17 protein-coding genes are annotated in these 17,214 nt (G+C 62.0%); 10 read left to right on the top strand and 7 right to left on the bottom strand.

The window, feature by feature from the left end; translation table 11 throughout:
* The first annotated feature begins 21 nt into the window (after positions 1-21).
* Positions 22-993: an ABC transporter substrate-binding protein gene (locus NKI10_RS03175; RefSeq protein WP_023682178.1), complete on the top strand. Its 972-nt coding sequence runs from the start codon at positions 22-24 to the stop codon at positions 991-993.
* A 48-nt stretch (positions 994-1,041) separates the two neighbouring features.
* On the opposite strand, the gene NKI10_RS03180 is transcribed toward NKI10_RS03175, so the two are convergent.
* A complete protein-coding gene (locus NKI10_RS03180; protein ID WP_023690839.1) occupies positions 1,042-1,500 on the bottom strand; it encodes an Lrp/AsnC family transcriptional regulator in 459 nt (152 codons plus the stop codon).
* Positions 1,501-1,623: 123 nt separating this feature from the next.
* Between NKI10_RS03180 and NKI10_RS03185 the strand changes: the two genes are divergently transcribed.
* Positions 1,624-2,907: a cystathionine gamma-synthase family protein gene (locus NKI10_RS03185; RefSeq protein ID WP_023688001.1), complete on the top strand. Its 1,284-nt coding sequence runs from the start codon at positions 1,624-1,626 to the stop codon at positions 2,905-2,907.
* A gap of 246 nt (positions 2,908-3,153) precedes the next feature.
* On the opposite strand, the gene NKI10_RS03190 is transcribed toward NKI10_RS03185, so the two are convergent.
* The 3 genes from NKI10_RS03190 to NKI10_RS03200 all read right to left on the bottom strand — a co-directional run bounded on the left by NKI10_RS03190 (position 3,154) and on the right by NKI10_RS03200 (position 6,990).
* A complete protein-coding gene (locus NKI10_RS03190; RefSeq protein WP_352858605.1) occupies positions 3,154-4,803 on the bottom strand; it encodes a thiamine pyrophosphate-binding protein in 1,650 nt (549 codons plus the stop codon).
* Positions 4,800-5,975, bottom strand: coding sequence for a CaiB/BaiF CoA transferase family protein (locus NKI10_RS03195; RefSeq protein WP_023668227.1), 1,176 nt, complete (start codon positions 5,973-5,975; stop codon positions 4,800-4,802). The genes NKI10_RS03190 and NKI10_RS03195 overlap by 4 nt, the downstream gene beginning before the upstream one ends.
* Before the next feature lie 82 nt (positions 5,976-6,057).
* The gene (locus NKI10_RS03200; RefSeq protein ID WP_023729372.1) at positions 6,058-6,990 is read right to left on the bottom strand and encodes an alpha/beta fold hydrolase; all 933 of its coding nucleotides are present in this window, start codon (positions 6,988-6,990) and stop codon (positions 6,058-6,060) included.
* Between the two features lie 120 nt (positions 6,991-7,110).
* On the opposite strand from NKI10_RS03200, the gene NKI10_RS03205 reads away from it, so the two are divergent.
* From NKI10_RS03205 to NKI10_RS03220, 4 genes are all read left to right on the top strand, one after another.
* Positions 7,111-8,001: an alpha/beta fold hydrolase gene (locus NKI10_RS03205; protein WP_352761932.1), complete on the top strand. Its 891-nt coding sequence runs from the start codon at positions 7,111-7,113 to the stop codon at positions 7,999-8,001.
* Positions 8,002-8,024: 23 nt separating this feature from the next.
* Positions 8,025-8,447: a MarR family winged helix-turn-helix transcriptional regulator gene (locus NKI10_RS03210; RefSeq protein WP_352761931.1), complete on the top strand. Its 423-nt coding sequence runs from the start codon at positions 8,025-8,027 to the stop codon at positions 8,445-8,447.
* A gap of 98 nt (positions 8,448-8,545) precedes the next feature.
* Positions 8,546-9,553: a ribonuclease T2 family protein gene (locus tag NKI10_RS03215; RefSeq protein ID WP_352858608.1), complete on the top strand. Its 1,008-nt coding sequence runs from the start codon at positions 8,546-8,548 to the stop codon at positions 9,551-9,553.
* Positions 9,554-9,623: 70 nt separating this feature from the next.
* Positions 9,624-10,238, top strand: coding sequence for a hypothetical protein (locus NKI10_RS03220; protein WP_352858609.1), 615 nt, complete (start codon positions 9,624-9,626; stop codon positions 10,236-10,238).
* A gap of 5 nt (positions 10,239-10,243) precedes the next feature.
* Here the strand turns inward: NKI10_RS03220 and NKI10_RS03225 are convergent, their stop codons facing one another.
* Positions 10,244-11,530 carry a GGDEF domain-containing protein gene (locus NKI10_RS03225; RefSeq protein WP_352749065.1) on the bottom strand — a complete coding sequence of 429 codons (1,287 nt, stop codon included), beginning with the start codon at positions 11,528-11,530 and terminating at the stop codon, positions 10,244-10,246.
* Between the two features lie 235 nt (positions 11,531-11,765).
* On the opposite strand from NKI10_RS03225, the gene ettA reads away from it, so the two are divergent.
* Positions 11,766-13,415, top strand: a complete 1,650-nt coding sequence (gene ettA, locus NKI10_RS03230) for an energy-dependent translational throttle protein EttA (protein ID WP_023668235.1) — start codon at positions 11,766-11,768, stop codon at positions 13,413-13,415.
* Positions 13,416-13,419: 4 nt separating this feature from the next.
* Positions 13,420-14,229, top strand: a complete 810-nt coding sequence (locus tag NKI10_RS03235) for a BglII/BstYI family type II restriction endonuclease (RefSeq protein WP_352858611.1) — start codon at positions 13,420-13,422, stop codon at positions 14,227-14,229.
* A 7-nt stretch (positions 14,230-14,236) separates the two neighbouring features.
* Here the strand turns inward: NKI10_RS03235 and NKI10_RS03240 are convergent, their stop codons facing one another.
* The gene (locus NKI10_RS03240; RefSeq protein ID WP_352858613.1) at positions 14,237-14,881 is read right to left on the bottom strand and encodes an MT-A70 family methyltransferase; all 645 of its coding nucleotides are present in this window, start codon (positions 14,879-14,881) and stop codon (positions 14,237-14,239) included.
* A 147-nt stretch (positions 14,882-15,028) separates the two neighbouring features.
* Between NKI10_RS03240 and tam the strand changes: the two genes are divergently transcribed.
* Both tam and NKI10_RS03250 read left to right on the top strand, forming a co-directional pair.
* Complete coding sequence (gene tam, locus NKI10_RS03245; RefSeq protein ID WP_352858615.1) at positions 15,029-15,805, top strand: trans-aconitate 2-methyltransferase; 777 nt, start codon at positions 15,029-15,031, stop codon at positions 15,803-15,805.
* 131 nt (positions 15,806-15,936) lie between these two features.
* A complete protein-coding gene (locus NKI10_RS03250; RefSeq protein ID WP_352858655.1) occupies positions 15,937-17,058 on the top strand; it encodes a beta-ketoacyl-ACP synthase III in 1,122 nt (373 codons plus the stop codon).
* Here the strand turns inward: NKI10_RS03250 and NKI10_RS03255 are convergent, their stop codons facing one another.
* A complete protein-coding gene (locus tag NKI10_RS03255) occupies positions 17,059-17,205 on the bottom strand; it encodes a hypothetical protein (protein ID WP_352858617.1) in 147 nt (48 codons plus the stop codon).
* Between the last annotated feature and the right edge of the window lie 9 nt (positions 17,206-17,214).

Consider the following 17,214-nt stretch of genomic DNA (forward strand, 5'->3'; position numbering starts at 1 on the left):
TTAACTTCAGAGGGTAAAAACATGAAAAGACTGATCATTCCGATGCTGGCCGGCGCGATGTCGCTGGCCGCGTTCCAGGCAATGGCCGCCGACAAGGTGACCTTGCAGCTGAAATGGGTCACGCAGGCGCAGTTTGCCGGCTACTATGTCGCCAAGGCCAAGGGTTTTTATGAAGCAGAAGGCCTCGACGTCGACATCAAGCCGGGCGGTCCCGATATCGCACCCGAGCAGGTGATCGCCGGCGGTGGCGCCGACGTCATCGTCGACTGGATGGGCGGGGCGCTCGCCGCGCGCGAAAAGGGCGTGCCGCTGGTCAACATCGCCCAGCCGTTCAAGAAGGCCGGTATGGAGCTGGTCTGCCCGAAGGACGGCCCGATCAAGACCGAAGCCGATTTCAAGGGTCACACGCTGGGCGTCTGGTTCTTCGGTAACGAATATCCATTCTACGCCTGGATGAACAAGCTCGGCCTGAAGACCGAAGGCGGCCCGGACGGCGTCACGGTTCTGAAGCAGAGCTTCGACGTGCAGCCGTTGATCCAGAAGCAGGCGGATTGCATTTCGGTCATGACCTACAACGAGTACTGGCAGCTGATCGATGCCGGCTACAAGCCGGACCAGCTGACCGTGTTCAACTACTCGGCGATGGGCAACGACCTGCTGGAGGACGGGCTCTACGCCTCGGAAGACAAGCTCAAGGATCCGGCTTTCGAAGACAAGATGGTGCGTTTCGTGCGCGCCTCGATGAAGGGCTGGAAATATGCCATCGACAACAATGACGAGGCCGCGGGCATTGTCATGGACGGCGGTGGCCAGGACGAAAACCACCAGAAGCGGATGATGAGCGAAGTCGCCAAGCTGATCGACAATGCCGACGGCAAGCTCGACCCGGCGACCTACGAGCGCACCGCCAAGGCGCTGCTCGACCAGAAGATCATCACCAAGGCGCCGACTGGCGCCTACACCACGGCCATCACCGACAAGGCGATCAAATAAGCCTGGCCAGGCAATTTCGACCTCGAGAGCGGCGCCTTTGACCAAATGTCAGAGGCGCCGTTCCTTTATGGTGTTCATGACGAAGCTGGTCTCAATCGAGGCGACGCATTTCAGCCGCGCGATCTTTTCCTTGATGAAGCGCTCGTACTGTTCGAGGCTGCCGGTCACCACCTTCAGCACATAGTCGCGCGACCCGGTGACGAGGTGGCATTCCAGCACCTCCTCCCACCCGCGGATGGCGTCCTCGAACATGACGATCTCGTCCTCGTTCTGGCGGCTGAGCCGAACGGTGGCGATGGCGACCATGTTCCAGCCGAAGGCTGAGGGATCAACCAGCGTGGTATAGCCCCTGATGATGCCGGCCTCCTCCAGCCGGCGTACCCTCCTCAAACATGGCGACGGCGACAGGCCGATGCGCTCCGCAAGCTCATTGTTGGTGATGCGGGCGTCGGCCTGCAGCTCGCGCAGGATCTTGCGGTCGAAATCGTCGGCTATCTTCTGTTGCACTTTTGCTCTCGCTCGGCAATTTGTTGCCGGGATGCAGCCATGCGAGGCCGAAAATAGCAAGGACTGGTGGACCGGGATCGCATAAATTGCTGGACGAGACTCCTCCAGAACGCAGGAAAAGCCATGACCGCGCCGCGCCCGTCGAAAACCCACATCGGCAACCACAAGCTCCATCCGGAAACGTTGATGTTGAGCTATGGCTTCGATCCGCAGCTGTCGGAAGGCGCCGTCAAGCCGCCGGTGTTCCTGACCTCGACCTTCGTGTTCAAATCGGCGGAGGAGGGGCGCGACTTCTTCGACTACACATCCGGCCGCAAGGAGCCGCCGAGCGGCACGGCGTCCGGCCTGGTCTATTCGCGCTTCAATCATCCCAACTCCGAGATCGTCGAGGACCGGCTGGCGGTCTATGAGGGAACGGACGCCTGCATCCTGTTCTCGTCCGGCATGTCGGCGATCGCCACCACGCTGCTCGCCTATGCCCGTCCGGGCGATGTCATCTTGCATTCGCAGCCGCTTTACGGCGGCACTGAGACGCTTTTGACGCGCACGCTGTCCGGCTTCGGCATCGGCGCTGTCGGCTTCGCCGACGGCGTCGACGAGAAGGCGGTGCGGGCCGCTGCTGATGCAGCGGTGGCGAAGGGGCGTGTCTCGGTCATTCTCATCGAAACGCCGTCAAATCCGACCAACAGCCTGGTCGACATCGCACTGATCCGGAAGTTTGCCGACGAGATCGGCGCAAGCCAAGGATCAACGCCGATCATCGTCTGCGACAACACGCTGCTCGGCCCGGTGTTCCAGCGGCCGATCGAACATGGCGCCGATGTCTCCGTCTATTCGCTGACCAAATATGTCGGCGGCCATTCCGACCTGATCGCCGGTGCGGCGATGGGCAGCAAGGCGGTGACCAAGCCAATCAAGGCGTTGCGCGGCGCAATCGGCACGCAGCTCGATCCGCATTCCTGCTGGATGCTCGGCCGCTCGCTGGAAACGCTGTCGATCCGCATGGAGCGCGCCAACGACAATGCGCGGCTCGTGGCTGAATTCCTGCGCGATCACGCCAAGGTGGAAAAGGTGCATTACCTGCCGTTCCTGGGCGAGGACACGGCAGCGGGACGGGCCTACAAAGCGCAATGCAGCGGCGCCGGCTCGACATTTTCTTTCGATATCAAGGGCGGAGAGAAGGCGGCCTTCGCCTTTCTCAACGGGCTGCAAATATTCAAGCTGGCGGTGAGCCTTGGCGGCACGGAGTCACTCGCCAGCCACCCGGCGGCGATGACGCACTCCGGCATTCCCTTCGACGTGCGCCAGCGCATCGGCGTGCTGGAGACCACGGTCAGGCTGTCGATCGGCGTCGAGCATCCGGACGATCTTATCGCCGACCTGACGCAGGCGCTGGCAGCGGTCTGATAGCTCGCTTGTAGATATCAGGAAAGGGGCGATCGTCTTGGCAGCGTCGGCGGGACAGCACCCCCCTCTGTCCTGCCGGACATCTCCCCCTCAAGGGGGGAGATCAGCAGCTCTGACCATAGCGCCCTGTCTGCAACGCTGCAGATTGGCGAAGGGCGACATGACATCCAATCTCCCCCCTTGAGGGGGAGATGTCCGGCAGGACAGAGGGGGGTGTGACGGAACTCGGCTTTCGCTGCTAACTTCTCAGCTCTTGTCGCGGATCTGCGTCATCGTCCGCGTCGGCGTGATCGCCTCGGGGTCGAGCCTGATTTCGACGATCGCCGGCTTGCCGCTGGCGCGGGCACGCTCGAAGGCAGGGGCAAAATCTGCCGTGTTCTCGACCGTCTCGCCGTGGCCGCCATAGGCGCGGGCAAGAGCGGCAAAGTCAGGGTTCTTCAGATCGGTGGCGACGACGCGGCCGGGATAGTCGCGCTCCTGGTGCATGCGGATGGTGCCGTAGATGCCGTTGTTCACGACGATAACGATGATCGGCAGGTCGTATTGCACGGCGGTAGCGAATTCCTGTCCGTTCATCAGGAAGCAGCCGTCGCCGGCAAAGGCGATCACGGTGCGGTCGGGATGGAGCGCCTTGGCGGCGACCGCAGCCGGGGTGCCGTAACCCATCGAACCGGAGGTCGGCGCGCCTTGGGTGGCGAAGCGGCGGAAGCGGTGGAAGCGGTGCACCCAGGTGGCGTAATTGCCGGCGCCGTTGGTGAAAATGGCGTCATCGGGCAAAATCTTTTCCAGATAGTTCATGATCGGCCCCATCTGGACCGGGCCGGGGCCGGTCTCAGGCGGCGTCGACCAGTCGAGGTAGGCAGCGTGTGCTTTCGCTGTCTCATCCGCCCAGGCTGGCGTGGAGGTTGGCTTGCGCTTGGCAAAAGCCTCGACGAAGGCCGAAGGCGAAGCGTTGATCGCCAGGGTCGACCGGTAGACGCGGCCGAGTTCGCCGGCATCGGCATGGACATGGACCAGCGTCTGGTCGGGGTAAGGGCTCTTCAGCAACGTATAGTCGGAGGACGGCATCTCGCCCATGCGGCCGCCGATCAGCAGCACCAGGTCGGCCTGCTTGATGGCGGTGGCCAGCTTCGGGTTGATGCCGATGCCGACATCGCCGGCATAGTTCGGGTGCAGATGGTCGAACAGCATCTGGCGGCGGAAGGAGCAGCCGACTGGCAGCGACCAGGCCTCGGCAATGGTGCGCATACGTGCCACCGCTTCCTCGTCCCAGCGTGTGCCGCCGAGGATGACGAAGGGACGCTTGGCTTTGGCCAGAAGCTTTTCCAAAGCATCGAGTTCGGCTTCGCCGGGCCGGGTTTCGACCGGCGTGTGCGGCAAGGCCGCGGGCGCGTCGACAAGACTGGTCAGCATGTCCTCCGGCAGCGAGACGACGACGGGGCCGGGGCGGCCCGATGTCGCGACAGCAAAGGCGCGGGTGACGAGTTCGGGGATGCGCGCGGCATCGTCGATCTCCACCACCCATTTGGCGATGTCGCCGAAGAAGCGCTTGTAGTCGACCTCCTGGAAAGCCTCGCGCTCCTTGGCGTGGCTGGCGACCTGGCCGATGAACAGGATGACGGGTATCGAATCCTGCATGGCAATGTGAATGCCGGCCGACGCATTGGTGGCGCCGGGGCCGCGGGTGACGAAGCAGATGCCGGGCTGGCCGGTCAGCCGCCCCTGGCAGTCGGCCATCATGGCGGCGCCGCCTTCCTGTCGGCAGACAATGGTGCGGATGGGCGAGTCATGCAATGCGTCGAGCACCGCGAGATAGGATTCGCCGGGCACGCAGAAGATGCGGTCGGTGCCGTTCGCCTCGAGTGCGTCGACAATCAGTTGTCCACCGGTCTTCATCGTCCAGACTTCTCCAGTTCGGCAAGAATTTCTTCGGTATGTTCGCCAAGGCGTGGCGAAGGGCGTTCATAGACCAGCGGTGTGCCGGACATCACCATCGGCGCGCGCACCGAGGGCAGACGATTGCCATGGCCATCGTCGAGGTCGAGGCGCATGCCGCGTGCGATCGTCTGCGGGTCGGCAAACATCTGGCCGATATTGTTGATCGGGCTCGCCGGCACGCTTGCCGCTTCGAGCTTGGCCAGCAACGGGTCTCGGTCCCAGTTCTTCAGCGTCTCGATCATGTGCTCGCGCAATTTCACCCGGTTGGCGACGCGGGCCGGATTGGTGGCGAAATCGGGATTCGCTGAGAGATGGTCGAGTCCGACGGCGGCGCAGAATTTGGCGAACTGGCCGTCATTGCCGACCGCCAGGATGATATGGCCGTCCCTGACCGGGACAACCTCATAGGGCGCAATGTTCATATGCGCATTGCCCATCTGCACCGGCGCCTTGCCGGAGACGAGATAGTTGAGGTTCTGGTTGCCGAGTGCGGAAATCTGCGTGTCGAACAGAGCCATATCGATATGCTGTCCCTGGCCGGTCTTTTCGGCATGGCGAAGCGCTGCCTGGATGGCGATCACCGAATAGAGGCCGGTGAAGATGTCCGATATGGCGACGCCGGCTTTTTGCGGCTCGCGCCCGACCTCGCCGGTGATCGACATCATGCCGGCCATGGCCTGGATGATGAAATCATAGCCGGCGCGGGGTGCGTAAGGCCCATCCTGGCCGAAGCCGGTGATCGAGCAGTAGACGAGCTTTGGATTGATCGCCTTCAGGCTCTCGTAATCGAGCCCGTATTTCTTGAGGCCGCCGAGCTTGAAGTTCTCGATCAGAATGTCGGCCGTGGCAACCAGCCGGCGCACCGTCTCGGCCCCTTCGGGCGTCGAGAAATCGACGGCGATGGAGCGCTTGCCGCGATTGCAGGAGTGGTAATAGGCGGCCGACAGGTTCTCGCCATCATGGCTCATGACGAAGGGAGGACCCCATTTGCGGGTATCGTCGCCCCCATCGGGGCTCTCGACCTTGATGACATCGGCGCCGAGATCGGCCAGCAATTGTCCTGCCCACGGGCCGGCCAGGATGCGGGCGAGTTCGACGACGCGGACGCCTTTCAGCGGAGGTTCAGCCATAAATCACCAAAAACGGGTCGGAACCGCAGCCTCTATCAACCCGGGATGCCGCTGTCACGGGCCTTGCGGTGGGCCAGCGATGTCAGCGTTTGAGCACGCTATCGGCCCAGGCAGCGAAATCGTCCATGACGACATCGCGGTTCACCTCGTTCAGGCTTTCGTGGCGGGTGTCGGCGTAAACCTTTGAAACCAGATTCGAAAAGCCCATCGCGCGCATGCGTTTGGCGAGATGATCGATGCCCTTGCCATAGTCGGAGGCCGGATCCTTCTCTCCGCCGACGATGCTGACGGGCAGGTCGCGCCTGATGCCGGCAAAGCCGGAATCCTTGCCGCCTTTCTGCGTCATCTCCACGACATCGCGCCACATCGAGATCGAGGCATCCCAGCCGCACAGCGGGTCGGCGATGTACTTGGCCACTTCAGCCTCGTCGCGCGACAGCCAGTCGAACGGCGTCTTGTGGTTGGGCACCGCCTTGCCCCAGGTCTGGAAGGTCAGCCTTGGCAAGACGCGTGAGGGAACATCGGAGCCGAGCCTGAAGCGCTCATAAGCGAGGATGGCGAGTGCAAGCCGACCAAGCAGGCCTTGTGAGAAATTGCCGTTCCAGATCGCCGCGGCGTGGACGCGCGGCGAGTGCGCCAGCAGGTAGTTGAGCGCCACCGACGCACCCATCGAATGGCCGAACAGGATGACCGGCAGGCCGGGCTGCTCCTTCGCAATCAAATCGTGGACTGCGTCGACATCGGAGATCACCTTGGCCGGGCCGCTTGTGCCGGCGAACCTGCCGAGCGGGGCATCGGGCGCCTTGGTCGCGCCATGGCCGCGATGGTCGTGGACGTAGACGTGAAAACCGCGGGTGCTGAGGTAATCCGCGAAGCGGGCATAGCGCGCGGCGTGTTCGGCCAAGCCATGGTTAATCTGGACGACGGCCCGTGGAGAGCCGCTCGCGTGCTTCACATAGAGGTTGAGCGTGGCCCCGGTCGGTGAGGCCAGCGTCGTCTGCTCGTCAAATGCCATCTCTCGCTCCCGTCGGCGACTGTTGGGCGACGGCGTGACCGGCGTCAAGGGGAGGGCTATTGACAGTATGCTGTCAATTTGATTATATGACAGCATACTGTCAAAATGGGGAGCATGAGCATGAAAACCTTTTCGACCGTTTCGCGCCGCGCGTTTCTGCTGGCGAGCCTGTCATCCGCAATGCTCCTGCCCGGCATTGCATCCAGCAAAACCAGGGAGATGACCATGAAGACCTCAACCATTGCCGGCCCGCAGGGCCAGCTTGCCGGCTACGACATCAAATCCGGCGGCGGCCTGCCGATACTGTTCGCGCATGGCGATTGCAGCCGCGCCACACAGTGGAACCGGGTGATGCAGCTCACCGCAGGTGGCCGTGAGGCGGTCGCCTTCGATTTTCGCGGCCATGGCGCATCGGCGCCTGCAACTGATGCCGACTACGGCTATGACGGCCGTGCCGACGATATCGGTGCGGTGGCGGATGCGTTCGGCCTGAAGCGGTTTGTCCTCGTTGCGCATAGCGGCGGCAGTGGGGCCGCGCTCGCCTATGCCGCCGGCCATGCCGACCGTGTTGCCGGCATCCTGCTGGTCGATCCGGCGACCGATCCGCGCGCCCTGCCCAAAGAGATTCGCGACGGGTTCGTGCGCGATCTGGCGGGGCCAAACGGCGGCGGTGTCCTGAGCGCTTATTACACCTCGATCGCCGGCTCCAATGAAGATGTCCGCAAACAGGTCCTCGCCGATGCGGCGGTGGTCGATCCGGCGGCTCGGGCAGGCGTCGGCAAGGCGCTGGCGGAATGGAATCCCGAACCGACGCTCGATGCCTATCACGGGCCGATCTTCGTGCTGGCCACGGAGGCCAATGACAATGCGGCGGCCCTGTTTCGGCTGCGCATCGGAATTGGCCACAGAACCGTCGCCGGTTCCGGCCATTGGGTGATGCTTAACAAGCCGGAGGCGGTGGCTGAAGCCGTCAACACTTTCGTTTCCACCATCGAGGCCGGCCAGAAATGACAAGCAGGACCGAAGCCGGAGATGTGCTCACCGAACTGGTGCTTGCCGTGTTCCGGCTGAATGGCGGGTTTCTCGACGCGGCCGACCGGCTGGCCGAGCCTGCCGGGTTGACGGCGGCGCGCTGGCAGGTTCTGGGCGCGGTGCTGAAGGAGCCGAAATCGGTGGCCGACATTGCCCGCGACATGGGGCTTGCCCGCCAGAGCGTGCAGCGCCTTGCCGACATTCTGGCCGCCGAAGGGCTCGCCGCCTATGCGGACAACCCGGCGCACCGCCGCGCGAAGCTCCTGGCGATGACCGATGCCGGCCGGGCCGCGATCCGGGATATCGGCATGCGCCAGCATGTCTGGGCCAACCGCATCAGCGAGGGCATCGAGGCTCGCGCGCTCGAGACAGCGCTTGATCTGCTGCGTATGTTGACGAAGCGGGTCGAGGAGGGCGGGGTCTGATCGACCGAGCGATTGTTTTTTGCGGCGGACGAAAGAGATCGTAATTCTGACATGTCACACGTTTCTAGCTTGCGCTATGAAACGCTAGGAGTGCTGGAATGCGGATATCGGCGATATGGGGTGCGGTGTTGGTGGCGCTGGCCGGTGTCGGCCTAGCGCGCGCCGATGTGAAGATGAGCGGCTCCTTCATGGCCGATGCGGCTTGCCCGGCGACGCAGGCGATGAAGAGCGGCAAGAACCCCGGCAATATCGCGACAACGGCTGGACAGAGCTACGACCTCCTGGCCGGCAACAAGGATGCGCCGACGCATTACCTCATCCGCGTGCCGGGCGCCGATCCTGAGCGTCGCTGGGTCAAGATCAGCTGCGGTCATGTCGCCGGCGGCAGCGCAGCCGCCCAGCCGGCCGCGCCCGCCGATCAGGGCAAGCCTGCGGCTTCGGAAAAGCCCGAATATGTCTTTGCGCTGAGTTGGCAGCCGGCCTTCTGCGAAACCAAGGCAAGCAAGCCCGAATGCCAGGCGCAGACGGCGGGCGGTTTCGACGCGTCGCATTTCACTTTGCATGGTCTGTGGCCGCAACCGAACGGCAATTTCTATTGCCAGGTGCCGGCGAGCGACAAGGCCAATGATAATCCGGCCCATTGGGCCGACCTGCCGCCGGTCAACCTCGATGCCAATACGCGCGCCGAACTCGACCAGGTGATGCCTGGCACCGCCTCCAAGCTCGAACGGCATGAATGGATCAAGCACGGCACCTGCTACGGCAAGAGCCAGCAGGAGTATTTTGCCGAGGCGCTGAACCTGATGCGGGCGGTGAATGCCTCGCCGGTGCGCCAGCTCTTCACCAGGAACGTCGGCAAGCAACTGACTTCGGACCAGATCCGCAGCACCTTCGACAGCGCGTTCGGCGCCGGGGCGGGCGCGCGGGTGCGTGTCTCCTGCCTGGTCGATCCGTCGAGCGGCAGGCGGCTGATCGGCGAGCTGACGCTCGGCCTGACCGGCCCGATCGGTCCGGACAGTTCGCTGGGCACTCTCATGCTCGCCTCGGCGCCGACGACCAAGGCGGGCTGTCCGAAGGGTTCGGTCGATGCGGCCGGGTTCCAGTAGGATATCCGTCTGTCGCTTGGCAGTGACGCGGTGATATGGTCTGGCTGTGATTCATTCGGCGGGGGTGGCGATGAGTGGCATGACATCAGGCGGGCTGGCGCGGCTGGCTTTCTGGGCCAGGGGAATGACAGCCATAAAAGACGGCCGCATGGAATGGCCGGGCTTTTCCTATACCGATGCCGAGTGGGCGCGCATGCGCGTGCTTGCCGCGCCGATCGGGGCAGGCCGCTACCAGCTGTTCACTTGGGTCAATGCCGCGATCTTCATCGCCATTGCCGCGCTCGGCATCGTCTGTGTCTTCCTGCCGCTGGCGACACTTTTGTTTCCGGTGCCGGCCGAGACCAGCGCGCTCAAATTCTCGGCTCTGCTGTCGGCGTGTGCCTTCCTCATAATCGGGCTCGGCTTGCCGATCTCCATGCGCCTGTCGAGCGCGTTGGCCATCTCCCGGGAGATGCGCGCCGGTCTTGTCGGCGAAGCCGGTGACGAAGCGCTGGCAGCAAAAGTGTCTTGGCAGATCAACCGCATCATGCTGGTCATGTGCGGCCTGCTGGTGCCCGGGATTCTGTTGTTCATCGCTTATGACATCGGCGCCAGTCCGATCATCACCACGCTGAAATGGCTGGCCATCGCGCTGATAGCCGTTTCAGTTGCGGTCGGCGCGTTGCAGCAGCGCAAGCGGAGCTGACAGCCTTATCCGCTGACGCCACGCGTGGGCAATGTCCACGCAGTTAGGTCTTCGGCATCGTCATGCGCTTCGCCGACGACGCGGTCACGCCCGGTGGACTTGGCCCTGTAGAGACGCTCGTCGGCAAGGGCGAAGAGATCGGCAAGCGAGCCTACGGTCTCATCGACAGTGGCGATGCCGGCGCTGACGCTGATGTCGAACCGGTTTACGCACGCTTTGACGGCCTGGCGGAGGTTTTCTCCGAGCAACCTGGCGACCGCATGCGGCTGCGAGCAAAGAATGGCGAACTCCTCGCCGCCGATCCTGAAAACCTGATCGTGTGCGCCGGCCGCCTGGGTCAGCACCTGGGCGATCGATCTCAGCACCCTGTCGCCCTCGGCATGGCCGAAGCGATCGTTGATCGACTTGAAATGGTCGACGTCGACGATCAGCAGGCTGAGCGGTTGGGCAGTGCGCAGGCTGACAGCGACCAGACGTTCGCCGTCGCTGTCAAAGCGTCCCCTGTGCAACAGGCCGGTGAGGCCGTCGCGGCCGACATGTTCGACCAGGGCTTCGTAGCGCTCGCGATAGGTCAAGGTGTCGAAGACGTCGGACAACCCACGTGGTGCCACGACCTGACGCGTTTCGAACCATCTGAGGTAGGCGACAAGCATGGCGCTGTAGGCAAAAGCGGCACCCATCTTGGCGAACCAGCCGCCGAAGAAGACCGCAATCGGCGCGCCGGCGACGAAATGCAGGGCGCTGAAAAATCCGGCCTGGTCGAAGGTGAGCACGCAGGCGACGCAAATCAGGATGCGGGAGAACGGCGCCCTGCGTAGATAACGCCCGAGCTTTTCGTAAAGCAGGATGATCAGGATGGCGTCGATGAAGAGCAGCGTCGTGCCCCACACCATCAGCCAGCCCAACTGGTCGATGAAACCGATATCGGGAAGCTTGCCGTCGGAAAAGGCTGAAATATCGTGCAGGCGCAGGATCAGGACCAGCCCGATCATCAAGGCGTTGCCGAGCAAAAGGCCATAGATCGGCTGGCGCACCGTGGCCGCATCTTCCTTCATGTAGAGGAGAAGCAGCATCACCAGCTTGCCGGAAAACAGCACCGCCGAGCCTGGCGAGACCATGCCGAAGGGCAGGGCGACATAGAAGACGCTGGCGAGATAGGTTTCGAGGAAATGCATGGCGCCCAGCGCGCAGACGAAGACGCCGAGGCCGATGCGATCCCTGAAGCGGAACAGCGTGACCATGACGCTGAAGTAGACGACCGCTTCGGCAAGGAGCAGGAAACTGTTCAGCACTACCTTCGGTCCGATCTCTACTTTCGATCGCGACAGGCCAGCGATCGATCCTGTTTTGACGCTGAAGGGTTAACCGGGGATTTCAACGCTCCCTACAACCGGCGGAAAACTTAACGTGCGGTGTACACCCGGCTTGAAATGGCAAAAGCGATTGCCGTTCGGCCCGGCATCGCCTACATAGCGGCCAACCTCCATTCAATCCGACATTTTCGGTCAATCATCAAGGAAAGCGCGCGTGGCACGCCAGTTCATCTATCACATGGCCGGCCTCAACAAGGCCTATGGCACCAAGAAGGTGCTTGAGAATGTCCATCTCTCCTTCTATCCCGACGCCAAGATCGGCATCCTCGGCCCCAACGGCTCGGGCAAGTCGACGATCCTCAAGATCATGGCCGGGCTCGACAAGGAGTGGAACGGCGAAGCGTGGCTCGCCGAAGGCGCCACCGTCGGCTATCTCGCGCAGGAGCCGGCGCTCGATGCCAACAAGACGGTGTTCGAGAACATCATGGAAGGTGTCGCCGCCAAGACCGCCATCATCGAGCGCTACAACGAATTGATGATGAACTACTCCGACGAGACGGCCGATGAGTCCGCCAAGCTCCAGGACGAGATGGACCGGCTCAATTTGTGGGATCTCGAACAGCAGGTCGAGATGGCGATGGAAGCGCTGGGCTGCCCGCCCAAGGATTCCGAGGTCACCAAGCTTTCGGGCGGTGAGCGCCGCCGCGTCGCGCTCTGCCAGCTGCTGCTGCGTCAGCCCGACCTCTTGCTGCTCGACGAACCGACCAACCATCTCGACGCCGAAACCACGGCGTGGCTCGAAAAGCATCTGCGCGCCTATCCGGGCGCCGTGATGATCATCACCCACGATCGCTACTTCCTCGACAATGTCACGGGATGGATCCTCGAGCTCGATCGCGGCCGCGGCATTCCCTATGAGGGCAACTACACCAAATACCTCGAAGCCAAGGCCAAGCGCCTCAAGCAGGAAGGTCGCGAGGACGACGCCCGCCAGCGCGCCATCGGCCGCGAGCGCGAGTGGATCCAGTCCAGCCCGAAAGCCCGCCAGACCAAGTCCAAGGCGCGTATCCAGGCGTTCCAGGACCTGCTGGATGCAGCCGACAAGCGGCGTCCGAGCGATACGCAGATCGTCATTCCGCATGGCGAGCGGCTCGGCAATGTGGTGATCGAGGCGGAAGGCTTGTCGAAGGGCTTTGGCGACACGCTGTTGATCGAGGGTCTGGAATTCAAACTGCCGCCGGGCGGCATCGTTGGCGTTATCGGGCCGAACGGCGCCGGCAAGACGACGCTGTTCCGCATGATCACCGGCCAGGAAACCCCGGATGCCGGCTCTGTCCGCGTCGGCGAGACGGTCAAGCTCGGCTATGTCGATCAGAGCCGCGATGCGCTCGATCCGTCAAAGACGGTGTGGGAGGAGATTTCCGGCGGTGCCGAAGTGGTCAAGCTCGGCAAGTTCGAGGCCAACACGCGCGCCTATTGCGCGTCGTTCAATTTCCGGGGCGGCGACCAGCAGCAGAAGGTTGGCAACCTCTCCGGCGGCCAGCGCAACCGCGTCCATTTGGCCAAGATGCTGAAGACCGGCGGCAATGTGCTGCTGCTCGACGAACCGACCAACGACCTCGACACGGAAACGCTGGCGGCGCTCGAAGACGCGCTGGAAAACTTTGGCGGCTGCGCCGTCATCATCTCGCACGATCGTATGTTCCTCGACCGCCTGGCCACCCACATCCTCGCCTTCGAGGGCGACAGCCATGTCGAATGGTTCGAGGGCAATTTCGAGGACTACGAGCAGGACAAGATCCGCCGGCTCGGGCCCGAAGCCGTCAACCCGCACCGCATGACCTACAAGAGGCTGACGCGGTAGAAGTATGGCGCTGTTTGATCGTCTTTCAGAAAAGGGATTTCAGGTCGAATTTCATTCGCACGCTGAAGCAATTCTGTCTGTCGACTTTCCACAGGCGGTGTCGGAGCTAGAAGATGTATTGCTGGCGGCATCCATTCCGATCGAGGAGATAGTCGCGGGCGGTGGAGGCGAAACAAAGAACACCCAGCGGCTGCGGCGGGGATTGGTCGCTGCGGGTTGGTTGACGACAACTTTTACTATCGAAAAAGTGATCAACGGAATCGCTAGAGAAGCGATCTCCCACAAAATGGACCATGTTCGGCATCTCCCGCAGCGAAATGGCTCAGATGCAGTTGTTGCGCTGGAAATCGAATGGAATAATAAAGATCCATTCTTTGATAGAGATCTTGAGAATTTCAAGCGTCTCCATGCCGAAGGAGCTATTTCTGTCGGAATCATTGTGACGCGTGGGAGATCGCTTCACGATAACATGCTGGATCTTGTTCTGCGATTCTTCGACGAGCGACAAATACAATCTTTCGATGATTTGTTGCGATGGGGATATGACCCCACCACGCGTCAACGCTCTGCAATAATGAAGCGCATCGAGCGCTCGAAGAATCCGGTCACCTTCAGGGAGGCGTTCTCGAACAAGTTTGTGGCCGACAAGTTCGGAGAAGCCACCACCCACTGGCGAAAACTTGATGATCGGATTTCCCGCGGCGTAGGTAACCCATGCCCTATCGTCACAATCGGATTGCCGGATTCAATTGTCAGTTTCGGCGAGGATCCTTCCAGCCTCCAACCGATAATTGATGCCGTAGGCGACTACTAATAGCCGCTTATTCTGCGGGCTCTGCTGCTGAATTGTAAGCATAAGTCTTCCAGGTAGGCTTATAGTCGTCATCAGCCTGATTTCCCCAGTATGTCCATCGGGGTCTTGTTCCGCGAGCGAAAAGCTCAAGATACGGCCCTTTGGAGCAACTTTCGATTAGTTCGTACTGCTCGTCTGGCTTGCGCGAATGCTCTCGCTTTCGCGAGGACAGATAGTTGACTTGGCTGCGGCCAGGAGCCTCTGTGCGCGCATTTTTTCCACGCACGCCGAACAGAAGAAGCTCTGTGACATTGCGAAAATAAAAGCCTACGCCGCGACCGTCAGAGCCCCCATCCTTGCGGATCTTGTGCCAGACGATATTCGACTTGTATTCGAACCCCCAAGATCGCATGACCTGAAGACCGTCCGGCAGCAGGGCATTTGGAACCCAAAGATAGAGATGTGCCGGTTGCAAGGTCAGTTCGGCAACTGGGAGTGCACATATATCATTGGTGTTCATCGTCTCATATCGCGATAGGCGACGATGTTCAGGCGCAACCTTGCCAGTGCGGTTTACGAAGCGCCAAGGCGGATCAGCCAGCACGGTGTGAAAACGCTTGCCGGCGGTCTTCTTTGCCAAATCGATGGCGGCGTTCATCGTTTCGGCGTTCACGGCAATCCCCACAAAAATCCAAAAGAACAAAAGATGAACTTTCGTCCCGTGTCAAGACTGCACGATTCGTGGCAGCATGTCTGGCACATTGTGTGTGTATCGACAGATCCTTATTCAGATGGCTATCCCGAGAACAGTGAATCGCACATGTCAAAACCTGACTGGTCCGCCGCCCAATATCTGAAATTCGAGGATGAGCGCACACGGCCGGCGCGCGATCTTGTTGCGCAGGTGCCGGTGGATTTCCCGCGCCGGGTGGTCGACATCGGCTGCGGCCCGGGCAACTCGACCGAGCTGCTGGTCGAGCGCTGGCCGGATGCTGAGGTCATCGGTTTCGATACCTCTCCCGACATGATCGGAAAGGCGAGGGCGCGCCTGCCCAGCGTCAATTTCGACCTCGCCGATGCCTCGACATGGCGGCCGGCCGAGCCGGTCAACGTCATGTTCGCCAATGCGGTGTTCCAGTGGCTGCCCACCCACCCGGTAGTGTTCCAGCGGCTGATGGGCTTTCTCGCGCCGGGCGGTGCGCTCGCCGTCCAGATGCCCGACAATCTGCTTGAGCCGTCGCATCGGCTGATGCGCGAGACGGCCGCCGAAATGCCGTTCGCCGCCAAGATGGCAGGTGCTGCGCGCGGACCGCTGCCGGCGGTGTCGTTCTATTATGATCTCTTGTCGCCGCTCTCCATCCGGGTGGATATCTGGCATACAGCCTACAATCATCCGCTGACCGACGCCGAGGCGATCGTCGAATGGGTGAAGTCGACGGGGCTGAAGCCTTTCCTCGATCCGCTGGACGCCGGCGAGCGCAAGATGTTCCTCGATAATTACACGACCAAGATCACCGAGGCCTATCCGAAGACCGCAAACGGCAAGGTGCTGCTGCGCTTCCCGCGCATTTTCATCGTCGCCAAGCGGGCCGGCTAGCACTCCCGATGATATCCGGCCACAGCCTATGGTTTAAGCCGGCGTAAACCGGTGGGGTGAGAAAAGTGTTGTGTCGCGCCCCTTCGTCGTTCACATGAGAACGACAACGCCTGCGCATGGACGGACTGGATATGCATCGCGTCATCATCAGCGGCATCGGCGTTGAAATCCCTGAAGCCAAGATCACCAATGAAGAACTGGTCGCCAGCTTCAACGCCTGGGTCGAAACCGAGAATGCGCGCCGGCAAGGCACGGATGAGACGCTGCTGCAGAAATCCGACAGCGCCTTCATCGTCCATGCCTCTGGCGTCCAGACCCGGCATGTCATCGAGCGCGAAGGCATTCTCGATCCGACCCGCATGGCGCCGCGCATTCCGGCGCGGCCCGATGATGCGCTGTCGCTGCAGGCCGAGTTTGGCGTGGCCGCAGCCCGGAAGGCGCTCGACCATGCCGGCCTGAAGCCGTCCGACATCGACCTGGTGATCTGCTCGGCCTCGCACCAGCAACGGCCCTATCCGGCGATCGCCATCGAAATGCAGGAGGCGCTGGGCACCAAGGGCGCCGGCTTCGACATGGGGCTTGGTTGTTCATCGGCCGCGGCCGCCTTGCACATTGCGGCCAATCTGGTCCGGGCGGGCGCGCACAAGCGCGTGCTGGTGGTCACGCCGGAGATCATCACCGGCCATCTCAATTTCCGCGATCGGCAGACGCATTTCATCTTCGGCGATGCATCGGTGGCGATGGTGGTCGAGGGGCTGGGCGAGGGCGAGAGGCGGCCGGGGCGTTTCGAGGTGCTGGACACGCGCACCTGGACGCAGATGTCGAACAATATCCGCACCAATCTGGGCTATCACACCCGCACCGCCCAGGACGATCCTTACATGATCAACCTCGAAGGCAATCTGATCAAACAGGTCGGCAACAAGGTGTTCAAGGAAGTCACCGTCGCCGGCCACAAATTCATTGTCGAATTCCTCGCCGAGCACGGGCTGACGCCGCAAGCCATCAGGCGATTCTGGCTGCATCAGGCCAATGCGCGAATGAACGCCATGATCCTGAAACTGGCCTTCGGCCACGAGGTCGACCATGACCGCGCGCCGATGGTGCTGGAGCGGCTCGGCAACACCGCCGGCGCTGGCGCCATCATCGCGCTGTCGGAAAACCACGCCGACATGAAGCCCGGCGATTTCGGCGTGCTGTGCGCCTTCGGCGCCGGCTATTCGATCGGCGGCGCGCTTTTGCGGATGCTGTAATCAGGCCGGCATGAACGGCAGCAGCATCGGTACGCTGCGGGCATAATCGTCATAGGCGTTGCCGAGTTCTCCGCGCAGAAAGCGTTCCTCCAGCCTTGCCTTCATGATACCGATGGACGCCATCAGCCGGTTTGATCGAATCATCATCGCTTTCGA

Source organism: Mesorhizobium sp. M0802, assembly GCF_040320115.1.
Taxonomy (GTDB): Bacteria; Pseudomonadota; Alphaproteobacteria; order Rhizobiales; family Rhizobiaceae; genus Mesorhizobium.

What these genes read in the sequence shown, in the direction of transcription:
- NKI10_RS03185 (WP_023688001.1), top strand. Translation starts at nt 1,624, where the DNA reads ATGACCGCGCCGCGCCCGTCGAAAACCCACATCGGCAACCACAAGCTC.
- NKI10_RS03255 (WP_352858617.1), bottom strand. Translation starts at nt 17,205, where the DNA reads ATGATGATTCGATCAAACCGGCTGATGGCGTCCATCGGTATCATGAAG.
- NKI10_RS03215 (WP_352858608.1), top strand. Translation starts at nt 8,546, where the DNA reads ATGCGGATATCGGCGATATGGGGTGCGGTGTTGGTGGCGCTGGCCGGT.
- NKI10_RS03250 (WP_352858655.1), top strand. Translation starts at nt 15,937, where the DNA reads ATGCATCGCGTCATCATCAGCGGCATCGGCGTTGAAATCCCTGAAGCC.
- NKI10_RS03235 (WP_352858611.1), top strand. Translation starts at nt 13,420, where the DNA reads ATGGCGCTGTTTGATCGTCTTTCAGAAAAGGGATTTCAGGTCGAATTT.
- NKI10_RS03205 (WP_352761932.1), top strand. Translation starts at nt 7,111, where the DNA reads ATGAAAACCTTTTCGACCGTTTCGCGCCGCGCGTTTCTGCTGGCGAGC.
- tam (WP_352858615.1), top strand. Translation starts at nt 15,029, where the DNA reads ATGTCAAAACCTGACTGGTCCGCCGCCCAATATCTGAAATTCGAGGAT.
- NKI10_RS03220 (WP_352858609.1), top strand. Translation starts at nt 9,624, where the DNA reads ATGAGTGGCATGACATCAGGCGGGCTGGCGCGGCTGGCTTTCTGGGCC.
- NKI10_RS03175 (WP_023682178.1), top strand. Translation starts at nt 22, where the DNA reads ATGAAAAGACTGATCATTCCGATGCTGGCCGGCGCGATGTCGCTGGCC.
- NKI10_RS03190 (WP_352858605.1), bottom strand. Translation starts at nt 4,803, where the DNA reads ATGAAGACCGGTGGACAACTGATTGTCGACGCACTCGAGGCGAACGGC.
- NKI10_RS03200 (WP_023729372.1), bottom strand. Translation starts at nt 6,990, where the DNA reads ATGGCATTTGACGAGCAGACGACGCTGGCCTCACCGACCGGGGCCACG.
- NKI10_RS03195 (WP_023668227.1), bottom strand. Translation starts at nt 5,975, where the DNA reads ATGGCTGAACCTCCGCTGAAAGGCGTCCGCGTCGTCGAACTCGCCCGC.